The organism is Thermus thermophilus, assembly GCF_019974155.1.
Classification (GTDB): Bacteria; Deinococcota; Deinococci; order Deinococcales; family Thermaceae; genus Thermus; species Thermus thermophilus_C.
In genome coordinates this window covers 1,603,428-1,619,879 of record NZ_AP025158.1, presented here as the reverse complement: position 1 = coordinate 1,619,879, position 16,452 = coordinate 1,603,428, and the positions used below count along the sequence as shown (strand labels likewise).

Sequence of the window (16,452 nt, the reverse complement as noted above, 5' to 3'; positions counted from 1 at the left end):
GGCCTTAAGGCCGGAGCATGGGGCCATGCGGCTTCCCCTCATGGAGCGCTACCGGGACCTCCTCCCGGTCTCGGAGAAGACGCCGGTCGTAAGCCTCCTGGAGGGCTCCACCCCCCTCATTCCCCTTAAGGGCCCGGAGGAGGCGAGGAGGAAGGGCATCCAGCTTTTCGCCAAGTACGAGGGCTTAAACCCCACGGGAAGCTTCAAGGACCGGGGGATGACCCTGGCCGTCTCCAAGGCGGTGGAGGGGGGGGCTAAGGCGGTGGCCTGCGCCAGCACCGGGAACACCGCGGCCTCCGCCGCCGCCTACGCCGCAAGGGCTGGGATCAAGGCCCTCGTGGTCCTCCCCGCGGGGTACGTGGCCTTGGGCAAGGTGGCCCAGAGCCTGGTGCACGGGGCGAGGATCGTCCAGGTGGAGGGGAACTTTGACGACGCCCTCCGCCTCACCCAAAAGCTCACGGAGGCCTACCCCGTGGCCCTGGTGAACTCCGTGAACCCCCACCGCCTGGAGGGCCAGAAGACCCTGGCCTTTGAGGTGGTGGACGAGCTCGGGGACGCCCCCCACTACCACGCCCTCCCCGTGGGGAACGCGGGGAACATCACCGCCCACTGGATGGGCTACAAGGAGTACTTCGCCTTGGGGAAGGCCAAAAGGCTTCCCAAGATGCTCGGCTTCCAGGCGGCGGGGGCGGCCCCCTTGGTCCTGGGCCGCCCGGTGGAGCGCCCCGAGACCCTGGCCACCGCCATCCGCATCGGCAACCCGGCGAGCTGGCAAGGGGCCATCCGGGCCAAGGAGGAGTCGGGGGGGGTCATAGAGGCGGTGACGGACGAGGAGATCCTCTTCGCCTACCGCTACCTGGCCCGGGAGGAAGGCATCTTCTGCGAGCCCGCCAGCGCCGCCGCCATGGCCGGGGTCTTCAAGCTGTTGCGGGAGGGGAGGCTTGAGCCGGAGAGCACCGTGGTCCTCACCCTCACGGGCCACGGCCTCAAGGACCCGGCCACCGCCGAGAGGGTGGCCGAGCTTCCCCCGCCCGTGCCCGCCCGCCTCGAGGCGGTGGCCGCGGCCGCGGGGCTTTTGTGATAGCCTTGGGCCATGGCCGAGCGCGCCCGCAAGAAAGTCCCCGAGCCCTTTCCCGGGGCCTACTACCTGGCCGGGGCCATCACCATCGCCCTCATGCTCCTCTTCCTGGCCCTTGGGGCGAGCCTCCCCCCTGGGGTGGCGGGGTTTTTGGTGGCCTTCGTCCTGGGCCTCACCGTGAGCCCCAGGTACGTGCCCTTCTTCCTCCTGGCCGGGGTCTTCTCGGCGGCCATGGGCTTTTTGGGGCGGGAGCCCCAGGTGGCCTGGGGAGGGGTGGCCCTCGTCCTCTCCCAGCTTGGGGTGCGCCGTTTCGTGAAGGACTGAGGATGCGTCCGGACCGCCTCTCCCAGGCCCTCTCCCTTCTCGGGATCGCGGGCTACGTCTACTTCCTCTGGTTCCGCCCGAACCAGGAAGGGCTCGCCCTCGCCCTGGGCCTCGCCCTCGGGGGGGCGGCGGTGGCCTACGGGGAAAGGCCCTTCCTCGTCCCCCTCTTCGCCGTGCTTTACGGGGGGATCCTCATCCTCCAGCTCTTCTACGGCCACCCCTGGGCCTTCCTCCTCGGGGGGCTTTTGGGCGCCGGGCTTCCTTACGCCTCCTACCGCTTGCGGAGGCCCAGGAGGTAGAGGAGGAGGCCGAGGCCGAGCCCCTCGGTGAGGCCGGGGAGGTAGGGGAGGAGTTCTCGCACCTGGAGCTTGGCGTAGAGGAGCAGGGGCCAGGGGAGGAGGCTCCAGGCGAGGAGGGGCTCCCCGTAGCCCGCGGCGAGGAAGAGGCCCGCCCCGAGGCCCCGCAGGTAGGTGAGCCAGCCCGAGCCCCACTCGTTCTGGTAGATGAACCAGAGGAGGTTGGCCCAAAACCCTAGGGCGAAGAGGGGGGCGAGCCGCCTCAGGCGGAAGGCCACGGCGAGGAGAAGGGGGAAGAGGAGGGGCTCAAGCACGGGCTTCCTCCAGCTTCTGCCCCTGGGCCTCGAGGTAGGCCACCAGGACCTCCAAGGCCTTCTCAATCCCCTCGTCCAAGTCCTCCCCCGGGATCACGGGGATCCCCTCCTCCCGGGCCCAACGCAGGAGGTGGTTTTGGATGAGGCGGATCTCCTCAAAGTGCTGGAGGTAGCGCTCCTTGGGCCGGGCGTGCCCCGTCTCCCGGTCGCGGAGGAGGAAGCGGTCCCGGTGCAGGTTCTCGTCCTGCACCGCCACGAGCATGGGGATGGTGAAGACCCGGTCCTGGTAGGGGTGCTGCAGGAAGCGGGGCACCACGTGGACCCCTTCCAAGACGATGGAGGTGCCCTCCAGGGCGCTCCTCTCCTGGATGGCCTTGAGGCCCACGGCCACCTTGGCCACCTGGTCTAAAAACCCCCGCATCACCTGGACCTCGTAGCTTTCCCCCTCGAGGCCGAGCCCGGGGGAGAGGGCGCGCCAGGCCTCAAAGGTGGAGAGGTGGAGGGTGGGGAGGAGGTCCTTGGAGAGGGAGGCGCGGAAGACCTCCCGGACGGCGTCCGAGGGAACGATGTGGGTGATGCCCAGGCGGTAGGCCAAGGCGGAGGCGAGGACGCTCTTGCCCACCCCCGTGACCCCCCCGATGAGGATGTGGACGGGCCGGGGTTGCTTGCGCAGGCTCCGCAGGATCAGGTAGCGGCGGGCCATCTCCTCCCCCGCCTCCCGGAGGAGGGCCTGGTGCACCCGCCGCCTCAGCTCGTCCCGGCGGATGACCTGGACGCCTTCCCGGTGGAGGGCCACCTCCATCTCCCGCGCGAGCCGGAAGGCCCGGTCGGGGGAGAGGCCGATGGCCATGAGGGACTGGGCCAGGATCCCCTTGGAGAAGGGGACCCTGGGCGCCCCCGGGGCCTCCTCCACGAAGAGCTCCCCGGCGTAGAGGAGGCGGGCCCGGTAGCGCTCCCCCGCCTCGGGGCCGTAGAGGCGCCGGGCCTCCTCGGCCACCACTTTCTCCAGCTGCTTGGCGGGGATGCGGCGGACGCCCTCCAGGCGGAGCCGCCTTTCCACGGCCTTGGCCAGCTCGTGCGCCTCCCTAAGGGAGAAGCCCGCGTCCTCGAGGCTCCGGGTGAGGAGGCCCTTGGAGAAGGGGCGTTGCTTTCTGCCCTCCACCACGAAGATCTCCTCAAAGGGGAGGGTCTGCTTGGCAAGGAGGCGGGCCTTGTCCGGCCCAAGCTCCCGCTCCACCTCCTCCAGGAAGATCCGCCTTAGGGTCCGGGGCGTCACCCCGCCCTTGCGCCTAAGGCGCTTAAGCCGTTCCTCCACCGTGTGGGCCAGGGCATGGGCCATCTCCGTGGGGACCCCGAGGGGAAGGAGGGCCTCCACCAGAAGCCCCTTGGAAAGGGGCCAGCGTCCGCGGCGCAGGCGCACGAAAACCTCGTCCACTGGTGGGCATGATACCACTTTTCCCGCTGGCGACGGGTTTTTCTTGACACCCTTTGGGGCTTCGTGCTACCATACCTTACGGCTTGGCGCCGTAGCCAAGTGGTAAGGCAGAGGTCTGCAAAACCTCCATTCGCCGGTTCGAATCCGGCCGGCGCCTCCAGAACACGCGGGCGCGTAGCTCAGGTGGCTAGAGCACTACCTTGACACGGTAGGGGTCGGTGGTTCAAGTCCACTCGCGCCCACCAAGGGGCCCCGGGGACCGCCCCGGGGCCTTATACTTGAGCCATGAGCGCGTCTTCCGAGCGCGAACTCTACGAGGCCTGGGTGGAGCTCCTCTCCTGGATGCGGGAGTACGCCCGGGAGAAGGGCGTGCGCTTTGAGAAGGAGGCGGACTTCCCCGACTTCATCTACCGCATGGAGCGGCCCTACGACCTCCCCACCACCATCATGACCGCTTCCCTCTCCGACGGGCTTGGGGAGCCCTTCCTCCTCGCCGACGTCTCCCCGAGGCACGCCAAGCTCAAGCGCATCGGTCTCCGCCTTCCCCGGGCCCACATCCACCTCCACGCCCACTACGAGCCGGGAAAGGGCCTGGTCACGGGGAAAATCCCCCTCACCAAGGAGCGCTTCTTCGCCCTGGCGGATAGGGCCCGGGAGGCCCTGGCCTTCGCCTAGCCCCCCTGGTCCGGGGCCAGGGGGGCAAGGGCCTCCCAAAGCTCCAGGACCACCCGGTGGAGGAGGGGAAAGGCCTTCGGGGTGGGAAGGAGCCTTTTCCCCCGGACCTGGAGGAGGCCTTCTTGGGCGAGCTCCATCGCCCTCCCTTGGAGGAGGGGGAAGAGGGTGAGCCCCGTCCTCTTCTCCACGGCCCCCACCTCCACCCCTTCCCGGAGCCTCAGGCCCAGCATGAGGCTTTCCTTGGCGTGCTCCAGGGGGGAGATGGCCTCTTCCTCCGGGGCTTCCCCCAAAAGCCAGCGGGGAAGGGGCGGGGCCGTGCGCCTTAGGGCGTAGGCCCCCCCTTTTCCCGGGTACTGCCCCGTGGCCCTGGGGCCCAGGGCGAGCCAGAAGCCCGCCCGCCAGTAGACGAGGTTGTGCCGGGCCTCTTCCCCTTCCCTGGCGAAGTTGGAGACCTCGTAGCGCAAAAGCCCCGCCTCTCCCAGCACCTCCTCCGCCCGCTCCATGGCCCAGGCCTCCCGCTCGGGGTCCTCCCTTAGGCCCAGGAGGGCGAAGGGGGTGCCCTTCTCCACCTGGAGGGTGTAGGCGGAGACGTGCCCCACCCCGAGGCGGGCCGCCTCCTTCAGGTCGGCTTCCACGTCCTGCATGGGAAGGCCCAGGATGAGGTCTATGGAGACGCGAAAGCCCCCTTCCAAGGCCATCTCCACCGCCTTTAGCGCCCCCTTCCTCCCGTGGGCCCGCCCTAGGAACTTGAGGACCCCCTCCTGGAAGCTTTGCACCCCGAGGGAGAGGCGGTTCACCCCGAGGTCCTTGAGGAGCCGGAGGCGGCCAGGGGAGAGGGTTCCGGGGTTGGCCTCCAGGGTCACCTCGGCCCCCTCGGCAAGCGCCCAGGGAAGGCTTTGGAAGAGGGCCACGAGCTCCCGGTCCCTCAGGTAGCTCGGCGTTCCCCCGCCCAGGTAGAGGGTGCGTAGGGGCTTGGGGAAGCCCTCGTGGAGGGCTTGGGCCTCCTCGGCCAGGCGCCTTAGGTAGGCCTCCACCCACCCCGGCCCCCGCCGGACCACGTGGAAGTCGCAGTAGGGGCAGAGGGTGGGGCAGAAGGGGACGTGGACATAGAGGCTAGCCACGGCTGCTTTTTAAGACTTCCTCCACCCAGGCCACGGCCCGCTCCGCGAGCGCGAGGGCTTCCCTCCAGTCCTCCTCCGTGGCTTCCGGGAGGTCCCCGGGGTAGCGGCTGGCGACGGCAAAGGGGTTGAGCCGGACAAGGGCTTCCAGCTCTAGGGGCACGGGGATATGGGGGCGGATCAGCTCCAGGAGCCTTTCCAGGTCGTGGGTCTTGGGAAAAGGTATACCTAAGGCAACCAGAAGAGCTTTGAGGGCCTTTTCTGCAGCCTGTTGCGCGTCAAAGCAAGGTTCCTCCCAAAGCACTTCAGGGCTTATTCGCCCGGCTCGGGCCCGGGCCAGATTGCTCTTGGCCCGGACGAGCCAAGCCAAGGGATCTGTGGCTTCACGCGGCATAGAGCACCCGGCCTTCCCTCAGGACCTTGGGGTAAAGGGTGGCCCAGGCATCCCGGTACTTTTCCAGGTCCTCCGCGGTGGCCAGCAGGAGGTCCAGACTGAAGCCCCGTTTGGCCTTGCTCACCGCCAGGTAGAGGTCCTTCCACACCCGCATGGTCTTGTACTCGGGAGGCACCACCACGAGGAGGTCGTAGTCGCTTTCTGGGCGAGCTTCCCCCCGCGCCCGGCTACCGAAGAGGATGACCTTTTGCGCCGGGACGGTCTTGAGGATGGCCTCGAGGACCGGGGCAAGCTCCGGGTACTCCACTCCCTCAGTCTACAAAGAGGAGCCGGAAATCGTTGAGGTTGGTCCCCGTGGGGCCGGTCCTGAGAAGGGTTCCCGCCTCCTGGAAGAAGCCGAGGCTGTCGTTTTCCTCCAGGAAGGGCCTGGGGTCTAGGCCCTTTTCCCACACCGCCGGGGTGAGGAGGGCCCCGGCGGCGCCGCTAGGGCCGTCCAGGCCGTCGGAGTCGGCGGCGAGGGCGTGGAGGGGGGTTTTGAGGTGGGCGTAGAGGGCGAGGAGGAATTCCAGGTTCCGCCCGCCCCTTCCCCTCCCCACCACCCGCACCTGGGCCTCTCCCCCGGAGAGGAGGAAGAGGGGCTTCCTGAAGGGCACCCCTTGGGCGCGGATGGTCTCCACGAGCTCGGCGTGGAAGCGGGCGAGGGCCCTCGCCTCCCCCCCGAAGCGGTCGGAAAGGATCGCCGCCCGGAAGCCCCGGGCCCGCAAGAACCTCTGCGCCGCCCGGAGGAGGTGGAGGTTCGTCCCCACGAGGCGCCAGGTGAGGCGCCTCAGGGCGGGGTCTTGGGGCTTTAGGGTCTCGGGGAGGCGCCCTTCCGCCCCCTGACGGAGGACGGCCCGGGCCCCGGGGAAGGCGAGGCCGTAGCGGTCCAAGAGGGCCAGGGCCTCGGCGTAGGTGGTGGGGTCCGGGTGGAAGGGCCCGGAGGCGATGACCGAGGGGTCGTCCCCCGGCACGTCGGAGAGGAGGAGGGCGTGGACCTTGGCCCTGGTGGCGAGGAGGGCCCTTCCCCCTTTGATGCGGGAGAGGTGCTTGCGAAGGGCGTTTATCTCGCGGATGCTCGCCCCGCTTTTGAGGAGGGCCTCGGTGAGGGCCCGCTTCTCCTCCAAGGGGATCCCCAGGGGGGCGCACCAGAGGGCGCTTCCCCCGCCCGAGAGGAGGGCCAGGACCCGCGCCCTCGAGGAAAGCCCCTGGAGGAGGCCGAGGACCTCCTCGGCCGCCCGGACGCTCTCCTCGTCGGGGACGGGGTGGCGGGCGAAGACCGCCTTGAGCCCGGGGGCCTCTTGCCCCTTGGGCAGGGTGAGGTGGTAGGGGACCTCCCCGTAGCGGTCCAGGGCGGCCCGGAGCATGGGGGCCGCCGCCTTCCCCACCGCCAGGACGAGGTCCGGCCGCCAAGGGGGGAGGTGCCTCGCCGTGAGGCGGTAGGGGTCCGTGGCCTTCAGGGCCTCGAGGAAGGCTTCCTTCAGGAGGGCTTCCACGCCAGGTCCGTCCGGTCAAAGTCCTGGCCCTTGTAGAGGAGGGGTTCCCCTTCGGCTTGGGCCAGGGCGTAGCTTAAGCAGTCCCCGAGGTTTAGGCGGGCAGGGTGGCGGCCTTTTCCATAACGGGCGTAGGCCCTCACGGCTTCCCGGTAGTGGGCCTCGGTGAAGGGGACCACCTCTAGGCCGAGTTCTTTGACGAGGGCCTCCACCATGTGGACCTTTTCGAAACCCAGGTGTCGTCCCAGGGCCACCGCCGTTTCTACCAGGGTGGGAGCGCCCACCTTGGCCCTAGAGGCTTGGCGGATGGCTTTCAGGTAGAGCCTGTGGTCGGGCTCCCGTAGAAGAAGGGCCAGGAGGGCCGAGGAATCCACCACCATCTACTCCTCCCAGAGGGCGTCCATCTCTTCCTTGGGGATCCCCTTCCCCAGAAGCTCCGGGGGGATCTGGGGCCAGACCTCCTCCTCCAGGAAGCGGATCACCCGGTCAAAGTTCCGCTCCCTTTGGAGCTCCCTAAGGCGCATCTCCAGGGCCTTCCTCACGGCCTCCGTCTTGGTCTCCCCGGCGAGGCGGGCCACCTCCTCCGCCAGGCGCTCCACCTCCTTGTTGCGGATGGTGAGGGCCATGCTTTAAGCATGGCTGCAAGAGAGTATGCGGGTCAAGCCAGAGGGTCCTTCCCCTCGTAGAGGAGGGCCAAAAGCTCGGCGGTGTGGAGCACGGGGAGGTCCAGGTAGGCCTGGATCTGGGTGAGGCAGCCGATGTTCCCCGTGGCCACGAGGTCCGCCCCCGTGGCCTTGAGGTTTTCCGCCTTCCTCCTTCCCAGGGCCTCGGCGATCTCCGGCTGGAAGAGGTTGTAGGTGCCCGCGCTCCCGCAGCAGAGCTCCCACTCCTTGGGCTCCAGCACCTCGAGGCCCGCCGCCTTGAGAAGCCTTCTCGGGGCCTCCCTCACCCCTTGGGCGTGGGCCAGGTGGCAGGCGTCGTGGTAGGCCACCCGCAAGGGGCGCCTGGGGGGTGGGGGCGGGGTGAAGCCCAGCTCGTCCAGGAGGACGCTCAGGTCCTTCACCTTGGCGGCGAGGGCCCGGGCCTCCTCCTCCTCGGGCTCCCCCAGGAAGAGGAGGGGGTATTCCTTCATCCCCGAGCCGCACCCCGCGGCGTTGGTGACCACGTAGTCCACGTCCCGGAAGGCCTTCAGGTTCTTCCGGGCCAAAGCCCTCGCCCCCTCCTTGTCCCCGGCGTGGAGGTTTAGGGCGCCGCAGCAGGCCTGCTCCGGCACCGCCACCACCTCCACCCCGTTTTCCTGGAGGACCCGGATGGTGGCCTGGTTGATGGAGGGCCTCAAGACCCTCTGGGCGCACCCCAAAAGGATCCCCACCCGGGCCTTCCTCTCCCCCTTGGCGGGGTAGACCTCCCGGTAAGGGGCCTCCTCGGGAAGGCGGTCCGGGAGGAGGGCGAGGGGGGCCTTCAGGGGCTTGGGGAGGGGAAGGGGCTTGAGGAGGGGCTTCAGGCGCACGCCGAGCCCCGCCAGGGGCCGGAAGCGCTCCGGGTAGGGGAGGGTGCGGAGGAGGCCCAGGCGGAAGGTCCTCTCCAGGGGGAAGCGGTGCCGCTTTTCCTCGCTCCACAGGCGGAAGGTGGCGATGAGTTCGCCATAGGGGACGCCGCTTGGGCAGGCGGTGACGCAGGCCTGGCAGGCGAGGCAGCGGTCCAGGTAGGGGAGGGCTTCTTCCAGCTTGAGGTTCCCCTCCAGGACCTCCTTCATGAGGAAGATGCGCCCCCTGGGGGAGTCCATCTCCTCCTGGAGGACCACGTAGGTGGGGCAGGTGGGGAGGCAGAAGCCGCAGTGCACGCAGGCCTCAACGGCGTGGGCCATCACCTCCCCCTCCTTGCCCAGCTCTTCTACAGGGATCCGGTGCTGCATGCTCTCACCCTAAGGGAAAGCGGCCCTTGGGGTCCAGGGCCTTCTTGACCCCGGCGAAGAAGGCTCCTTGGGGCTCGGGGAAGAGGGGCGTTTCCGCCCCCCTTAGCACCAGGTGGGGAAGCCCCGCCTCCTTTAGCGCCTTTAGGCCCTCCTCCGTGGCCCCGGCGTAGAGCACCTCCCCGCCGTCCAGGTAGCGCCTCGGGCCCAGGGGAAGCCCCTCCAGCTCGGGGATCAGGTGAGGCTTGGCGGGCACCTTGACCCAGATGGGGCTTCCCTCCAGAAAGCCGAGGTCCCGCACCGCCTCCCAGTGGGCCTCGTCCTCCGCCAGGACCTCTCCCTCCCCGAGGAGGTCTTGGAGGCGCTTGAGGCGGGCCTCCACGCTCCTTTCAAACCCCCCCAGGCGAAGCTCCAAGGTGGCCGGGGGGACGAGGTCCAGGGCGAGGAGGTCTAGGGGGAGAAGCCTGAGCCTTTCTAGATCGGCGAGGGCCTCCTCCAAGTTTTCCCGCCGCACCCTGAGGGTGCGGGTGGTCCGGGGCCTGGGGAAGACCTTGAAGGAAAGCTCCACCATGACCCCGAAGGCCCCCAAGGAGCCCACCATGAGGCGGTGGAAGGGGAAGCCCGCGGCGTTTTTCACCACCTTGCCCCCGCCCCGCACCACCCTTCCCTCCCCGTCCACGAACCGCACCCCGAGGAGGAAGTCTCTAAGCCCCCCAAAGCGGTGGCGCAAGGGGCCGGATAGCCCCGCGGCCACCGTCCCCCCCAGGGTGGCCCCCTTCCCCGCGAGGGGCGGGTGGAAGGGCAGGTACTGGCCGTGGGCCCTTAGGGCCTCCTCCACCTCGGCGACGGGGGTTCCGGCGAAGGCGGTGAAGACGAACTCCTCGGGCTCGTACGCCAAAAGGCCCCGGAGGCGGGAGAGGTCCAAAAGGGCCTCCCCCTCCCTTGGGGTGGAGAGGGCGGGCTTCGTCCCCCCGCCCCGCGCCCGGAGCCGGGGGTAGGCCCGCACGGCTTCCCGGACCTCTTCCAGGTTTTCCGGCCTAAGCGCCGGCACGGACCACCTCCGGCAGGACCTTACCCCGGTTGGCGAGGCCCTTGGGGTCCAGGGCCCGCTTCACCTCCTCCATGGCCAGGAGGTCTTCCGGGGAGAACATCTCCGGCATGTAGCCCTTCTTCTCCACCCCGATGCCGTGCTCCCCCGTGAGGGACCCTCCTAAGCGCACGCAAAGCCTCAGGATCTCCCCGGCCAAGGCCTCGGCCCGTTCCAGCTCCCCGGGCTTCTTCCCGTCGTAGAGGACCAGGGGGTGGAGGTTCCCGTCCCCGGCGTGGAAGACGTTGGCCACCCTTAGGCCGTACTCCCGGGAGAGGCGCTGGATCTCCCTCAGGGCCTCCCCGAGCCGGGAGCGGGGCACCACCCCGTCTTGGACCAGGTAGTCGGGGGAAAGCCTCCCCACGGCGCTGAAGGCCGCCTTGCGCCCTTTCCAGATGGCCTGGCGCTCGGCCTCGTCCCGCGCCACCCTTAGCTCCAGGGCGCCGCTTTCCCTTAAGACCCCTTCCAGGACTTGGGCCTCCTCGGCCACCTCCTCCTTAGGGCCCTCAAGCTCCACGATGAGGAGGCCCTCCACCGGGGGGTAGCCTGCTCTCACCGCCTTCTCCGCCGCCTCTATGCTCAGGCGGTCCATGATCTCCATGGCCCCGGGGAGAAGCCCCGCCCGGATCACCCGGCTCACCGCCTCCCCCGCCGCCTCGAGGCTCGGGTAGGCGGCGAGGACGGTGTGGTAGGCCTCGGGCCTCGGGAGAAGCCTTAGGGTGATCTCCACCGCCACCCCCAAAAGCCCCTCCGTCCCCACGAAGAAGCCGTGGAGGTCCGGGCCCACCCCCTCTAGGCTTTCCCCCCCAAGGCGCACCACCTCCCCCGTGGGGGTGACGACCTCGAGGCCCAGGACGTGGTTCGCCGTCATCCCGTACTTCAGGCAGTGGGCCCCCCCGGAGTTGAAGGCCACGTTCCCCCCGAGGGTGCTTATGGGCTGGCTGGAGGGGTCCGGGGCGTAGTAGAGGCCGAAGGGGGCGGCCTCCTGGGAGACCTTGAGGTTCACCACCCCGGGCTCCACCACGGCGATCCGGGCCTTGGGGTCCAGCCTCAGGATCCGGTTCATCCGGTTCAGGGCGATCACCACCCCGCCCTCCACGGGGAGGGAGCCCCCGGAGAGGCTCGTGCCGCTTCCCCGGGCCACGAAGGGGACGCCGTATCGGTGGCAAAGCCGCACCACCCCGAGGACCTCCTCCTTCCTCTCCGGCAGGGCCACCGCCAAGGGCCTTTTGCGGTAGGCGGTGAGGGCGTCCGACTCGTAAGGGGCAAGCTCCGCTTCCCCCGTGAGGACCCGACCGGGAAGCAGGGCCTTGAGTTCCTCCAAGAAGCCCACCCTTGACCTCCTTTCCCCTCCACTTTAGGGCAAAAGGGAGGAGTTCTCCCCCTCCCTTTGGGGCCCCCATGCTGGCGCAAGCCAGCATGGGGTTAGTCAATGTACTCGTAGGCCGCCAGGGTCAGGAACTCAATGAACTCCTCCGAGAGGACGAGCTTGTCCAGGATCTCCTCGGCCTCCCGGTAACGCTCCTTGTCCCGGCCGCCGAGCTTGGCGAGCTCCTCCTCCTTAATCTTCTGGTAAAGCTCCGGGGTAACGGTGCGGCCGTCTTCCAGCTGGGCCTCCCGGTGCACCCACTGCCAAAGCTGGGCCCGGCTGATCTCGGCGGTGGCGGCGTCCTCCATGAGGTTGAAGATGGCCGCGGCCCCGTTGCCCAAAAGCCACTGGTTCAGGTACTGGAGGGCCACGGAGACGTTGTTGCGAAGCCCCGCCTCCGTCACCTTCCCCCCGGGGACGTGGAAGTTCAGGAGGTCGGCCGCGGTCACCCGGACGTCCTCCCGCTTCACGTGCTTCTGGTGGGGCTTGTCCCCCAGGTAGCGGTCAAAGACCTCCATGGCCACGGGCACCAGGTCGGGGTGGGCCACCCAGGTGCCGTCAAAGCCCTGGGAGGCCTCCCGCTCCTTGTCGGTGCGCACCTGCTGGAAGGCGCGCTCGTTCACCTGGGGGTCCTTGCGGCTCGGGATGAAGGCCGCCATCCCGCCGATGGCGTGGGCCTCGTGGATGTGGCAGGACTTGACCAAAAGCTCGGTGTAGGCCTTCATGAAGGGCACGGTCATGGTCACCTGGGCCCGGTCGGGGAAGATGGGGGCGGTGGTGGCGAACTTCTTGATGCAGCTGAAGATGTAGTCCCACCTCCCGGCGTTGAGCCCGGCGGCGTGCTCCTTGAGCTCGTAGAGGATCTCCTCCATCTCAAAGGCCGCCAGGATGGTCTCAATGAGGACCGTGGCCCGGATGGTGCCCCGGGGGATCTTCAGGTAGTCCTGGGCGAAGTTGAAGACCTCGTTCCAGAGGCGGGCCTCGAGGTGGCTTTCCAGCTTGGGCAGGTAGAAGTAGGGCCCGCTTCCCCGCCTTAGCAGCTCGTGGGCGTTGTGGAAGAAGTAGAGGCCGAAGTCAAAGAGGCTCGCCGAGATGGGCTCCCCGTCCACGTAGACGTGCTTTTCCACGAGGTGCCAGCCCCTGGGGCGCACCACCAGGGTGGCCGTCTTCTCCTTGAGCTTGTACTCCTTGCCCTCGGGGGAGACGAAGTCAATCTGGCGGCGGACGGCGTCATAGAGGTTCTTCTGGCCCCGGATGACGTTGTCCCAGGTGGGGGAGAGGGCGTCCTCAAAGTCCGCCATGAAGACCTTGGCCCCCGAGTTCAGGGCGTTGATGATCATCTTGCGGTCCACGGGGCCCGTGATCTCCACCCGGCGGTCCTGGAGGTCAGGCGGGGCCTCGGCCACCTTCCAATCTCCGCCCCGGACGAAGGCGGTCTCCTGGAGGAAGTCCGGCTTCTCCCCGGCCTTGTACCGCTCCCAAAGCGCTTGACGCCGCTCCAGGAGGGCCTTGCGCACCGGGTTGAACTCCCGGTGCAGCGCCACCACGAACCCCAGGGCCTCCTCCGTCAGGACCTCCTTCAGGAGGGGGTGGTCTTTCCGGATCTCCACGCCCTTCATGGTGGTCCGAGCTTACGGGAGGCGGGGCGGGATTGTCAAGAAGCAAAAAGATTTTTTGCATCTTGAAAAACGGGGCCGCCCCCGTTACCCTAAGCGGCATGGCGCGTCCGCGGGAGAAGCCGCCCCAGGCGGTGAAGACCCTGGAGAGGGGGCTTCGGGTCCTCGAGGCCCTGGCGGCCTTGGAGGCGGCGGGCTTGGGGGAGCTCGCCGGGCGCACGGGGCTTTCCAAGAGCACCCTCTACCGCCTCCTCAGGGCCCTGGCCCAGGCGGGCTTCGTGGAGGAGGAGGGCGGGGTCTACCGGGTGGGGCCCAAGGCCTTCGCCGTGGGCCAGGCCTACCCCAAGCGTTCGCTTTCCCAGGCGGTCCGCCCCGAGATGGAGGCCCTGGCGAGGGAGACGGGGGAGAGCGTGAACCTGGCGGTGCCCCTGGGGCGGGAGGCGTTGTACCTGGACCAGGTGGAGGGGACGAAGCTCGTCCGCCTCTTCACCGCCCCCGGCTCCCGGGCCCCCCTCCACGCCACGGGGGTGGGGAAGGTCTTCCTGGCCTATCTGGGGGTGCCCGAGGGGCTTAGCCTCACGCCCTACACCCCCCACACCCTCACCCGGCTTCCCGACCTCCTTCGGGAGCTTGAGGCGGTGCGCGGGCGGGGCTACGCCCTGGACAACGAGGAGAAGGAGCTCGGGGTGCGGTGCGTGGCCGCCCCCGTCTTCGGGGCCTCAGGGGGCGTGGTGGCCGCCCTCTCCCTCTCCGCCCCCGCAAGCCGCCTCTCCCTGGAGGAGGCCCACCGCCTCGCCCCCCGGGTGGTGGAGGCGGCCCGGAGAGCTTCCCTGCGCCTCGGGTACACAGGCGAGGTATAATGTCCGGGGATAGAGGGGCTTAGCGGGAGGAGCTAAGGGCTTATGGACAAGGTGGTGGACAAGGACCGCCCCGTGTACGTGATTTCAGTGGCGGCGGAGCTTGTGGAGATGCACCCGCAGACGCTAAGGCTTTACGAGCGGAAGGGTTTGATCAAACCGAAGCGGTCCAGTGGGAAGACGCGGCTTTACTCGGAGCGGGACATTGAGAAGCTGAGGGAGATCCGCCGCCTGACGCAGGAGCTGGGGGTGAACCTCGCGGGGGTGGAGGAGATCATGCGGCTTCGGGCGGAGCTCGAGGCCCTGCAGGCCCGCTTTGAGGCCGAGGTGGCCAGGCTCAAGGCGGAGATCGGGGACCGCTTCCAGGAGCTGGAGCGGAAGGCCCTGCCCCCGCCCGGCCAGACGGAGAAGCCCTCTCCCAAGGACCGCCCCGTGTACGTGATTTCAGTGGCGGCGGAGCTTGTGGAGATGCACCCGCAGACGCTAAGGCTTTACGAGCGGAAGGGTTTGATCAAGCCGAAGCGGTCCAGTGGGAAGACGCGGCTTTACTCGGAGCGGGACATTGAGAAGCTGAGGGAGATCCGCCGCCTGACGCAGGAGCTGGGGGTGAACCTCGCGGGGGTGGAGGAGATCATGCGGCTTCGGGCGGAGCTCGAGGCCCTGCAGGCCCGCTTTGAGGCCGAGGTGGCCAGGCTCAAGCTCCTCCTCTTGGAGAAGGAGAAGGAGGAGGCCTTGGGCGGGGGCTAAACCCCGGTTGCGGGAACGAGGTGCGGGCGTTTAGGGTATCCTCGTGGACCTCACCGAGCTTTTTGCCTTTCTCTCCATCCCCTCCGTCTCCACCGACCCGGCCCGGCGGGAGGACGTGCGCCGGGCGGCCCTTTGGCTTGCGGAGAGGCTTGAGGCCCGGGGCTTCCGCACCGAGCTCCACGAGACCCCTCTCCACCCCATCCTCTACGCCGAGCGGTTCGTGGACGAGAAGGCCCCCACAGTCCTCGTCTACGGCCACTACGACGTCCAGCCCCCCGATCCCCTGGAGCTTTGGGAAAGCCCGCCCTTCTCCCCGGTGGTGCGGGAGGGCCGGATCTACGCCCGGGGGGCCTCCGACGACAAGGGGCAGCTCTTCGCCCACGTCCTCGCGGCGGAGGAGGCCCCGGTCAACCTGAAGTTCCTGGTGGAAGGGGAGGAGGAGATCGGAAGCCCCCACCTCCCCCCTTTCGTGCGGGCGAACCGGGAGAAGCTCCGGGCGGACGTGGTGATCGTCTCCGACGGGGCCATGTTCGCCCCCCACACCCCGACCCTCACCTACGGCCTCCGGGGGCTTTGCTACCTGGAGGTGCGCCTTAGGGGGGCGAGGCGGGACCTCCACTCGGGGGCTTTCGGGGGCGTGGCCCCGAACCCCATCCAGGCCCTGGGGTGGCTCCTCGCCCGGTTGAAGGACGAGAGGACGGGGAGGGTCCTGATCCCGGGCTTCTACGAGAGGGTGCGCCCCGTCCCCGAGGAGGAAAAGGCCCTCTGGCCCAGCCTGGACGAGGAGGCCCTGAAGCGGGAGCTCGGGGTGGAGGTTCTCCCGGGGGAGGAGGGCTACGCCCCCTTGGAAAGGCTTTGGGCCCGGCCCACCCTGGACCCGAACGGCATCTGGGGCGGCTACCAGGGGGAGGGCTCCAAGACGGTGATCCCCGCCGAGGCGGGGATGAAGCTCTCCATGCGCCTGGTGCCCGACCAGGACCCGGAGGAGGTGGCGGAGCGGGCCGAGGCCCACCTGAAGGCGGTCTGCCCCCCGGGCTACGCCCTGGAGGTGCGGAGGCTCCACGGGGGCAGGCCCGTCCTCACCGACCCCTTTAGCCCCCCCATGCGCCTCATGGCTCGGGCCCTGGAGGAGGTCTGGGGAAGGCCCCCCGTTTACACCCGGGAGGGCGGGACGATCCCCGTGGTGGCCGAGCTCAAGGAGACCCTGGGGGCGCCCATCGTCCTTCTGGGCCTGGGGCTTCCCGACGACAACCTCCACGCCCCCAACGAGAAGCTGGACCTGGTGAACCTGGAGAAGGGGGTGGAGGTCCTAAGGCGCTTTCACCGCCTCCTTGCGGGGTAGGCGGGGGCGGGGTCTTTAGAACACCTTCCCCCCCAGGGGCACCTCCCGGTCCGGGGCGAGGAGGACCACCCGCCCCGCCTCGTCGGGGACCCCGAGGACCAGGACCTCGGAGAGGAAGCCCGCCACCCGCTTGGCCCCGAGGTTCACGGCGCAGACCACGAGCCGGCCCACCAGGTCCTCGGGGCGGTAGAGGTCCGTGATCTGGGCCGAGCTCTGCTTCACCCCGAGGGGCCCGAGGTCTACCCAGAGCTTGTAGCTGGGCTTGCGCGCCTTCTCGTGGGGCTCCGCCCGGAGGACCCGCCCCACCCTTAGGTCAAGGATCTGGAAGGCTTCCAGGGGTGTCATGCCCTCTTTCCCCG

Annotated in this window: 20 protein-coding genes and 2 tRNA genes; 9 read left to right on the top strand and 13 right to left on the bottom strand. The window is 69.0% G+C overall.

From position 1 onward, the window contains the following. Window positions 1-25: 25 nt before the first annotated feature. Genes thrC through TthTMY_RS08665 form a run of 3 tightly spaced genes read left to right on the top strand, consistent with a single transcriptional unit; the run spans window position 26 to window position 1,701 of the window. The gene (gene thrC / locus TthTMY_RS08675; RefSeq protein ID WP_096410971.1) at window positions 26-1,081 is read left to right on the top strand and encodes a threonine synthase; all 1,056 of its coding nucleotides are present in this window, start codon (window positions 26-28) and stop codon (window positions 1,079-1,081) included. A 12-nt stretch (window positions 1,082-1,093) separates the two neighbouring features. Then, the gene (locus tag TthTMY_RS08670) at window positions 1,094-1,402 is read left to right on the top strand and encodes a hypothetical protein (protein WP_096410970.1); all 309 of its coding nucleotides are present in this window, start codon (window positions 1,094-1,096) and stop codon (window positions 1,400-1,402) included. 2 nt (window positions 1,403-1,404) lie between these two features. Next, window positions 1,405-1,701, top strand: coding sequence for a hypothetical protein (locus TthTMY_RS08665; RefSeq protein WP_096410969.1), 297 nt, complete (start codon window positions 1,405-1,407; stop codon window positions 1,699-1,701). Here TthTMY_RS08665 and TthTMY_RS08660 read toward each other — a convergent pair. Next, the gene (locus TthTMY_RS08660) at window positions 1,674-2,012 is read right to left on the bottom strand and encodes a hypothetical protein (protein ID WP_096410968.1); all 339 of its coding nucleotides are present in this window, start codon (window positions 2,010-2,012) and stop codon (window positions 1,674-1,676) included. The two genes, TthTMY_RS08665 and TthTMY_RS08660, sit on opposite strands and share 28 nt — an antisense overlap. Then, window positions 2,005-3,447, bottom strand: a complete 1,443-nt coding sequence (locus TthTMY_RS08655) for an ATP cone domain-containing protein (protein ID WP_172844635.1) — start codon at window positions 3,445-3,447, stop codon at window positions 2,005-2,007. The genes TthTMY_RS08660 and TthTMY_RS08655 overlap by 8 nt, the downstream gene beginning before the upstream one ends. An 85-nt stretch (window positions 3,448-3,532) precedes the next feature. Here TthTMY_RS08655 and TthTMY_RS08650 point away from each other — a divergent pair. The 3 genes from TthTMY_RS08650 (at window position 3,533) to TthTMY_RS08640 (ending at window position 4,122) form a co-directional block, all read left to right on the top strand. Continuing rightward, window positions 3,533-3,607, top strand: a tRNA-Cys gene (locus TthTMY_RS08650). Between the two features lie 8 nt (window positions 3,608-3,615). Next, window positions 3,616-3,692 (top strand) — tRNA-Val (locus TthTMY_RS08645). Window positions 3,693-3,732: 40 nt separating this feature from the next. Then, on the top strand, window positions 3,733-4,122 hold the full coding sequence (locus TthTMY_RS08640) for an NADH-quinone oxidoreductase subunit 15 (RefSeq protein WP_096410967.1): 390 nt from the start codon (window positions 3,733-3,735) through the stop codon (window positions 4,120-4,122). Here TthTMY_RS08640 and hemW read toward each other — a convergent pair. The 10 genes from hemW to aceB all read right to left on the bottom strand — a co-directional run bounded on the left by hemW (window position 4,119) and on the right by aceB (window position 13,150). Further along, a complete protein-coding gene (gene hemW / locus TthTMY_RS08635; protein WP_096410966.1) occupies window positions 4,119-5,243 on the bottom strand; it encodes a radical SAM family heme chaperone HemW in 1,125 nt (374 codons plus the stop codon). The genes TthTMY_RS08640 and hemW overlap by 4 nt on opposite strands. Further along, the gene (locus TthTMY_RS08630; RefSeq protein WP_096410965.1) at window positions 5,236-5,634 is read right to left on the bottom strand and encodes a HEPN domain-containing protein; all 399 of its coding nucleotides are present in this window, start codon (window positions 5,632-5,634) and stop codon (window positions 5,236-5,238) included. Before TthTMY_RS08630 ends, hemW begins: the two co-directional genes overlap by 8 nt. Continuing rightward, window positions 5,624-5,941 (bottom strand): nucleotidyltransferase domain-containing protein, encoded by a 318-nt coding sequence (locus TthTMY_RS08625; RefSeq protein ID WP_014509970.1) that lies wholly within the window; start codon window positions 5,939-5,941, stop codon window positions 5,624-5,626. The genes TthTMY_RS08630 and TthTMY_RS08625 overlap by 11 nt, the downstream gene beginning before the upstream one ends. A gap of 4 nt (window positions 5,942-5,945) precedes the next feature. Then, the gene (locus TthTMY_RS08620; RefSeq protein WP_096410964.1) at window positions 5,946-7,166 is read right to left on the bottom strand and encodes a glycerate kinase type-2 family protein; all 1,221 of its coding nucleotides are present in this window, start codon (window positions 7,164-7,166) and stop codon (window positions 5,946-5,948) included. Next, complete coding sequence (locus TthTMY_RS08615; RefSeq protein ID WP_096410963.1) at window positions 7,151-7,543, bottom strand: type II toxin-antitoxin system VapC family toxin; 393 nt, start codon at window positions 7,541-7,543, stop codon at window positions 7,151-7,153. The genes TthTMY_RS08620 and TthTMY_RS08615 overlap by 16 nt, the downstream gene beginning before the upstream one ends. Continuing rightward, complete coding sequence (locus tag TthTMY_RS08610) at window positions 7,544-7,789, bottom strand: type II toxin-antitoxin system VapB family antitoxin (protein ID WP_096410962.1); 246 nt, start codon at window positions 7,787-7,789, stop codon at window positions 7,544-7,546. Window positions 7,790-7,821: 32 nt separating this feature from the next. After that, window positions 7,822-9,078: a glycolate oxidase subunit GlcF gene (glcF, locus tag TthTMY_RS08605; protein ID WP_096410961.1), complete on the bottom strand. Its 1,257-nt coding sequence runs from the start codon at window positions 9,076-9,078 to the stop codon at window positions 7,822-7,824. Between the two features lie 4 nt (window positions 9,079-9,082). Next, window positions 9,083-10,126, bottom strand: coding sequence for an FAD-binding protein (locus TthTMY_RS08600; RefSeq protein WP_223903195.1), 1,044 nt, complete (start codon window positions 10,124-10,126; stop codon window positions 9,083-9,085). After that, a complete protein-coding gene (locus TthTMY_RS08595; RefSeq protein WP_096410960.1) occupies window positions 10,113-11,495 on the bottom strand; it encodes an FAD-linked oxidase C-terminal domain-containing protein in 1,383 nt (460 codons plus the stop codon). Before TthTMY_RS08595 ends, TthTMY_RS08600 begins: the two co-directional genes overlap by 14 nt. Window positions 11,496-11,587: 92 nt before the next feature. Further along, a complete protein-coding gene (aceB, locus tag TthTMY_RS08590) occupies window positions 11,588-13,150 on the bottom strand; it encodes a malate synthase A (RefSeq protein ID WP_096410959.1) in 1,563 nt (520 codons plus the stop codon). Window positions 13,151-13,248: 98 nt separating this feature from the next. Here aceB and TthTMY_RS08585 point away from each other — a divergent pair, with 98 nt between their 5' ends. Genes TthTMY_RS08585 through TthTMY_RS08575 form a run of 3 tightly spaced genes read left to right on the top strand, consistent with a single transcriptional unit; the run spans window position 13,249 to window position 16,093 of the window. Next, entirely contained in the window at window positions 13,249-14,007 is a 759-nt protein-coding gene (locus tag TthTMY_RS08585; RefSeq protein WP_172844634.1) for an IclR family transcriptional regulator, read from the top strand. A 42-nt stretch (window positions 14,008-14,049) separates the two neighbouring features. Then, window positions 14,050-14,751, top strand: a complete 702-nt coding sequence (gene hspR / locus TthTMY_RS08580; protein ID WP_014630029.1) for a heat shock protein transcriptional repressor HspR, fused homodimer type — start codon at window positions 14,050-14,052, stop codon at window positions 14,749-14,751. A 43-nt stretch (window positions 14,752-14,794) separates the two neighbouring features. Then, entirely contained in the window at window positions 14,795-16,093 is a 1,299-nt protein-coding gene (locus TthTMY_RS08575; protein WP_096410957.1) for a dipeptidase, read from the top strand. Window positions 16,094-16,108: 15 nt separating this feature from the next. Here the strand turns inward: TthTMY_RS08575 and TthTMY_RS08570 are convergent, their stop codons facing one another. Then, entirely contained in the window at window positions 16,109-16,438 is a 330-nt protein-coding gene (locus TthTMY_RS08570) for a tRNA-binding protein (RefSeq protein ID WP_011172589.1), read from the bottom strand. Window positions 16,439-16,452: the final 14 nt, after the last annotated feature.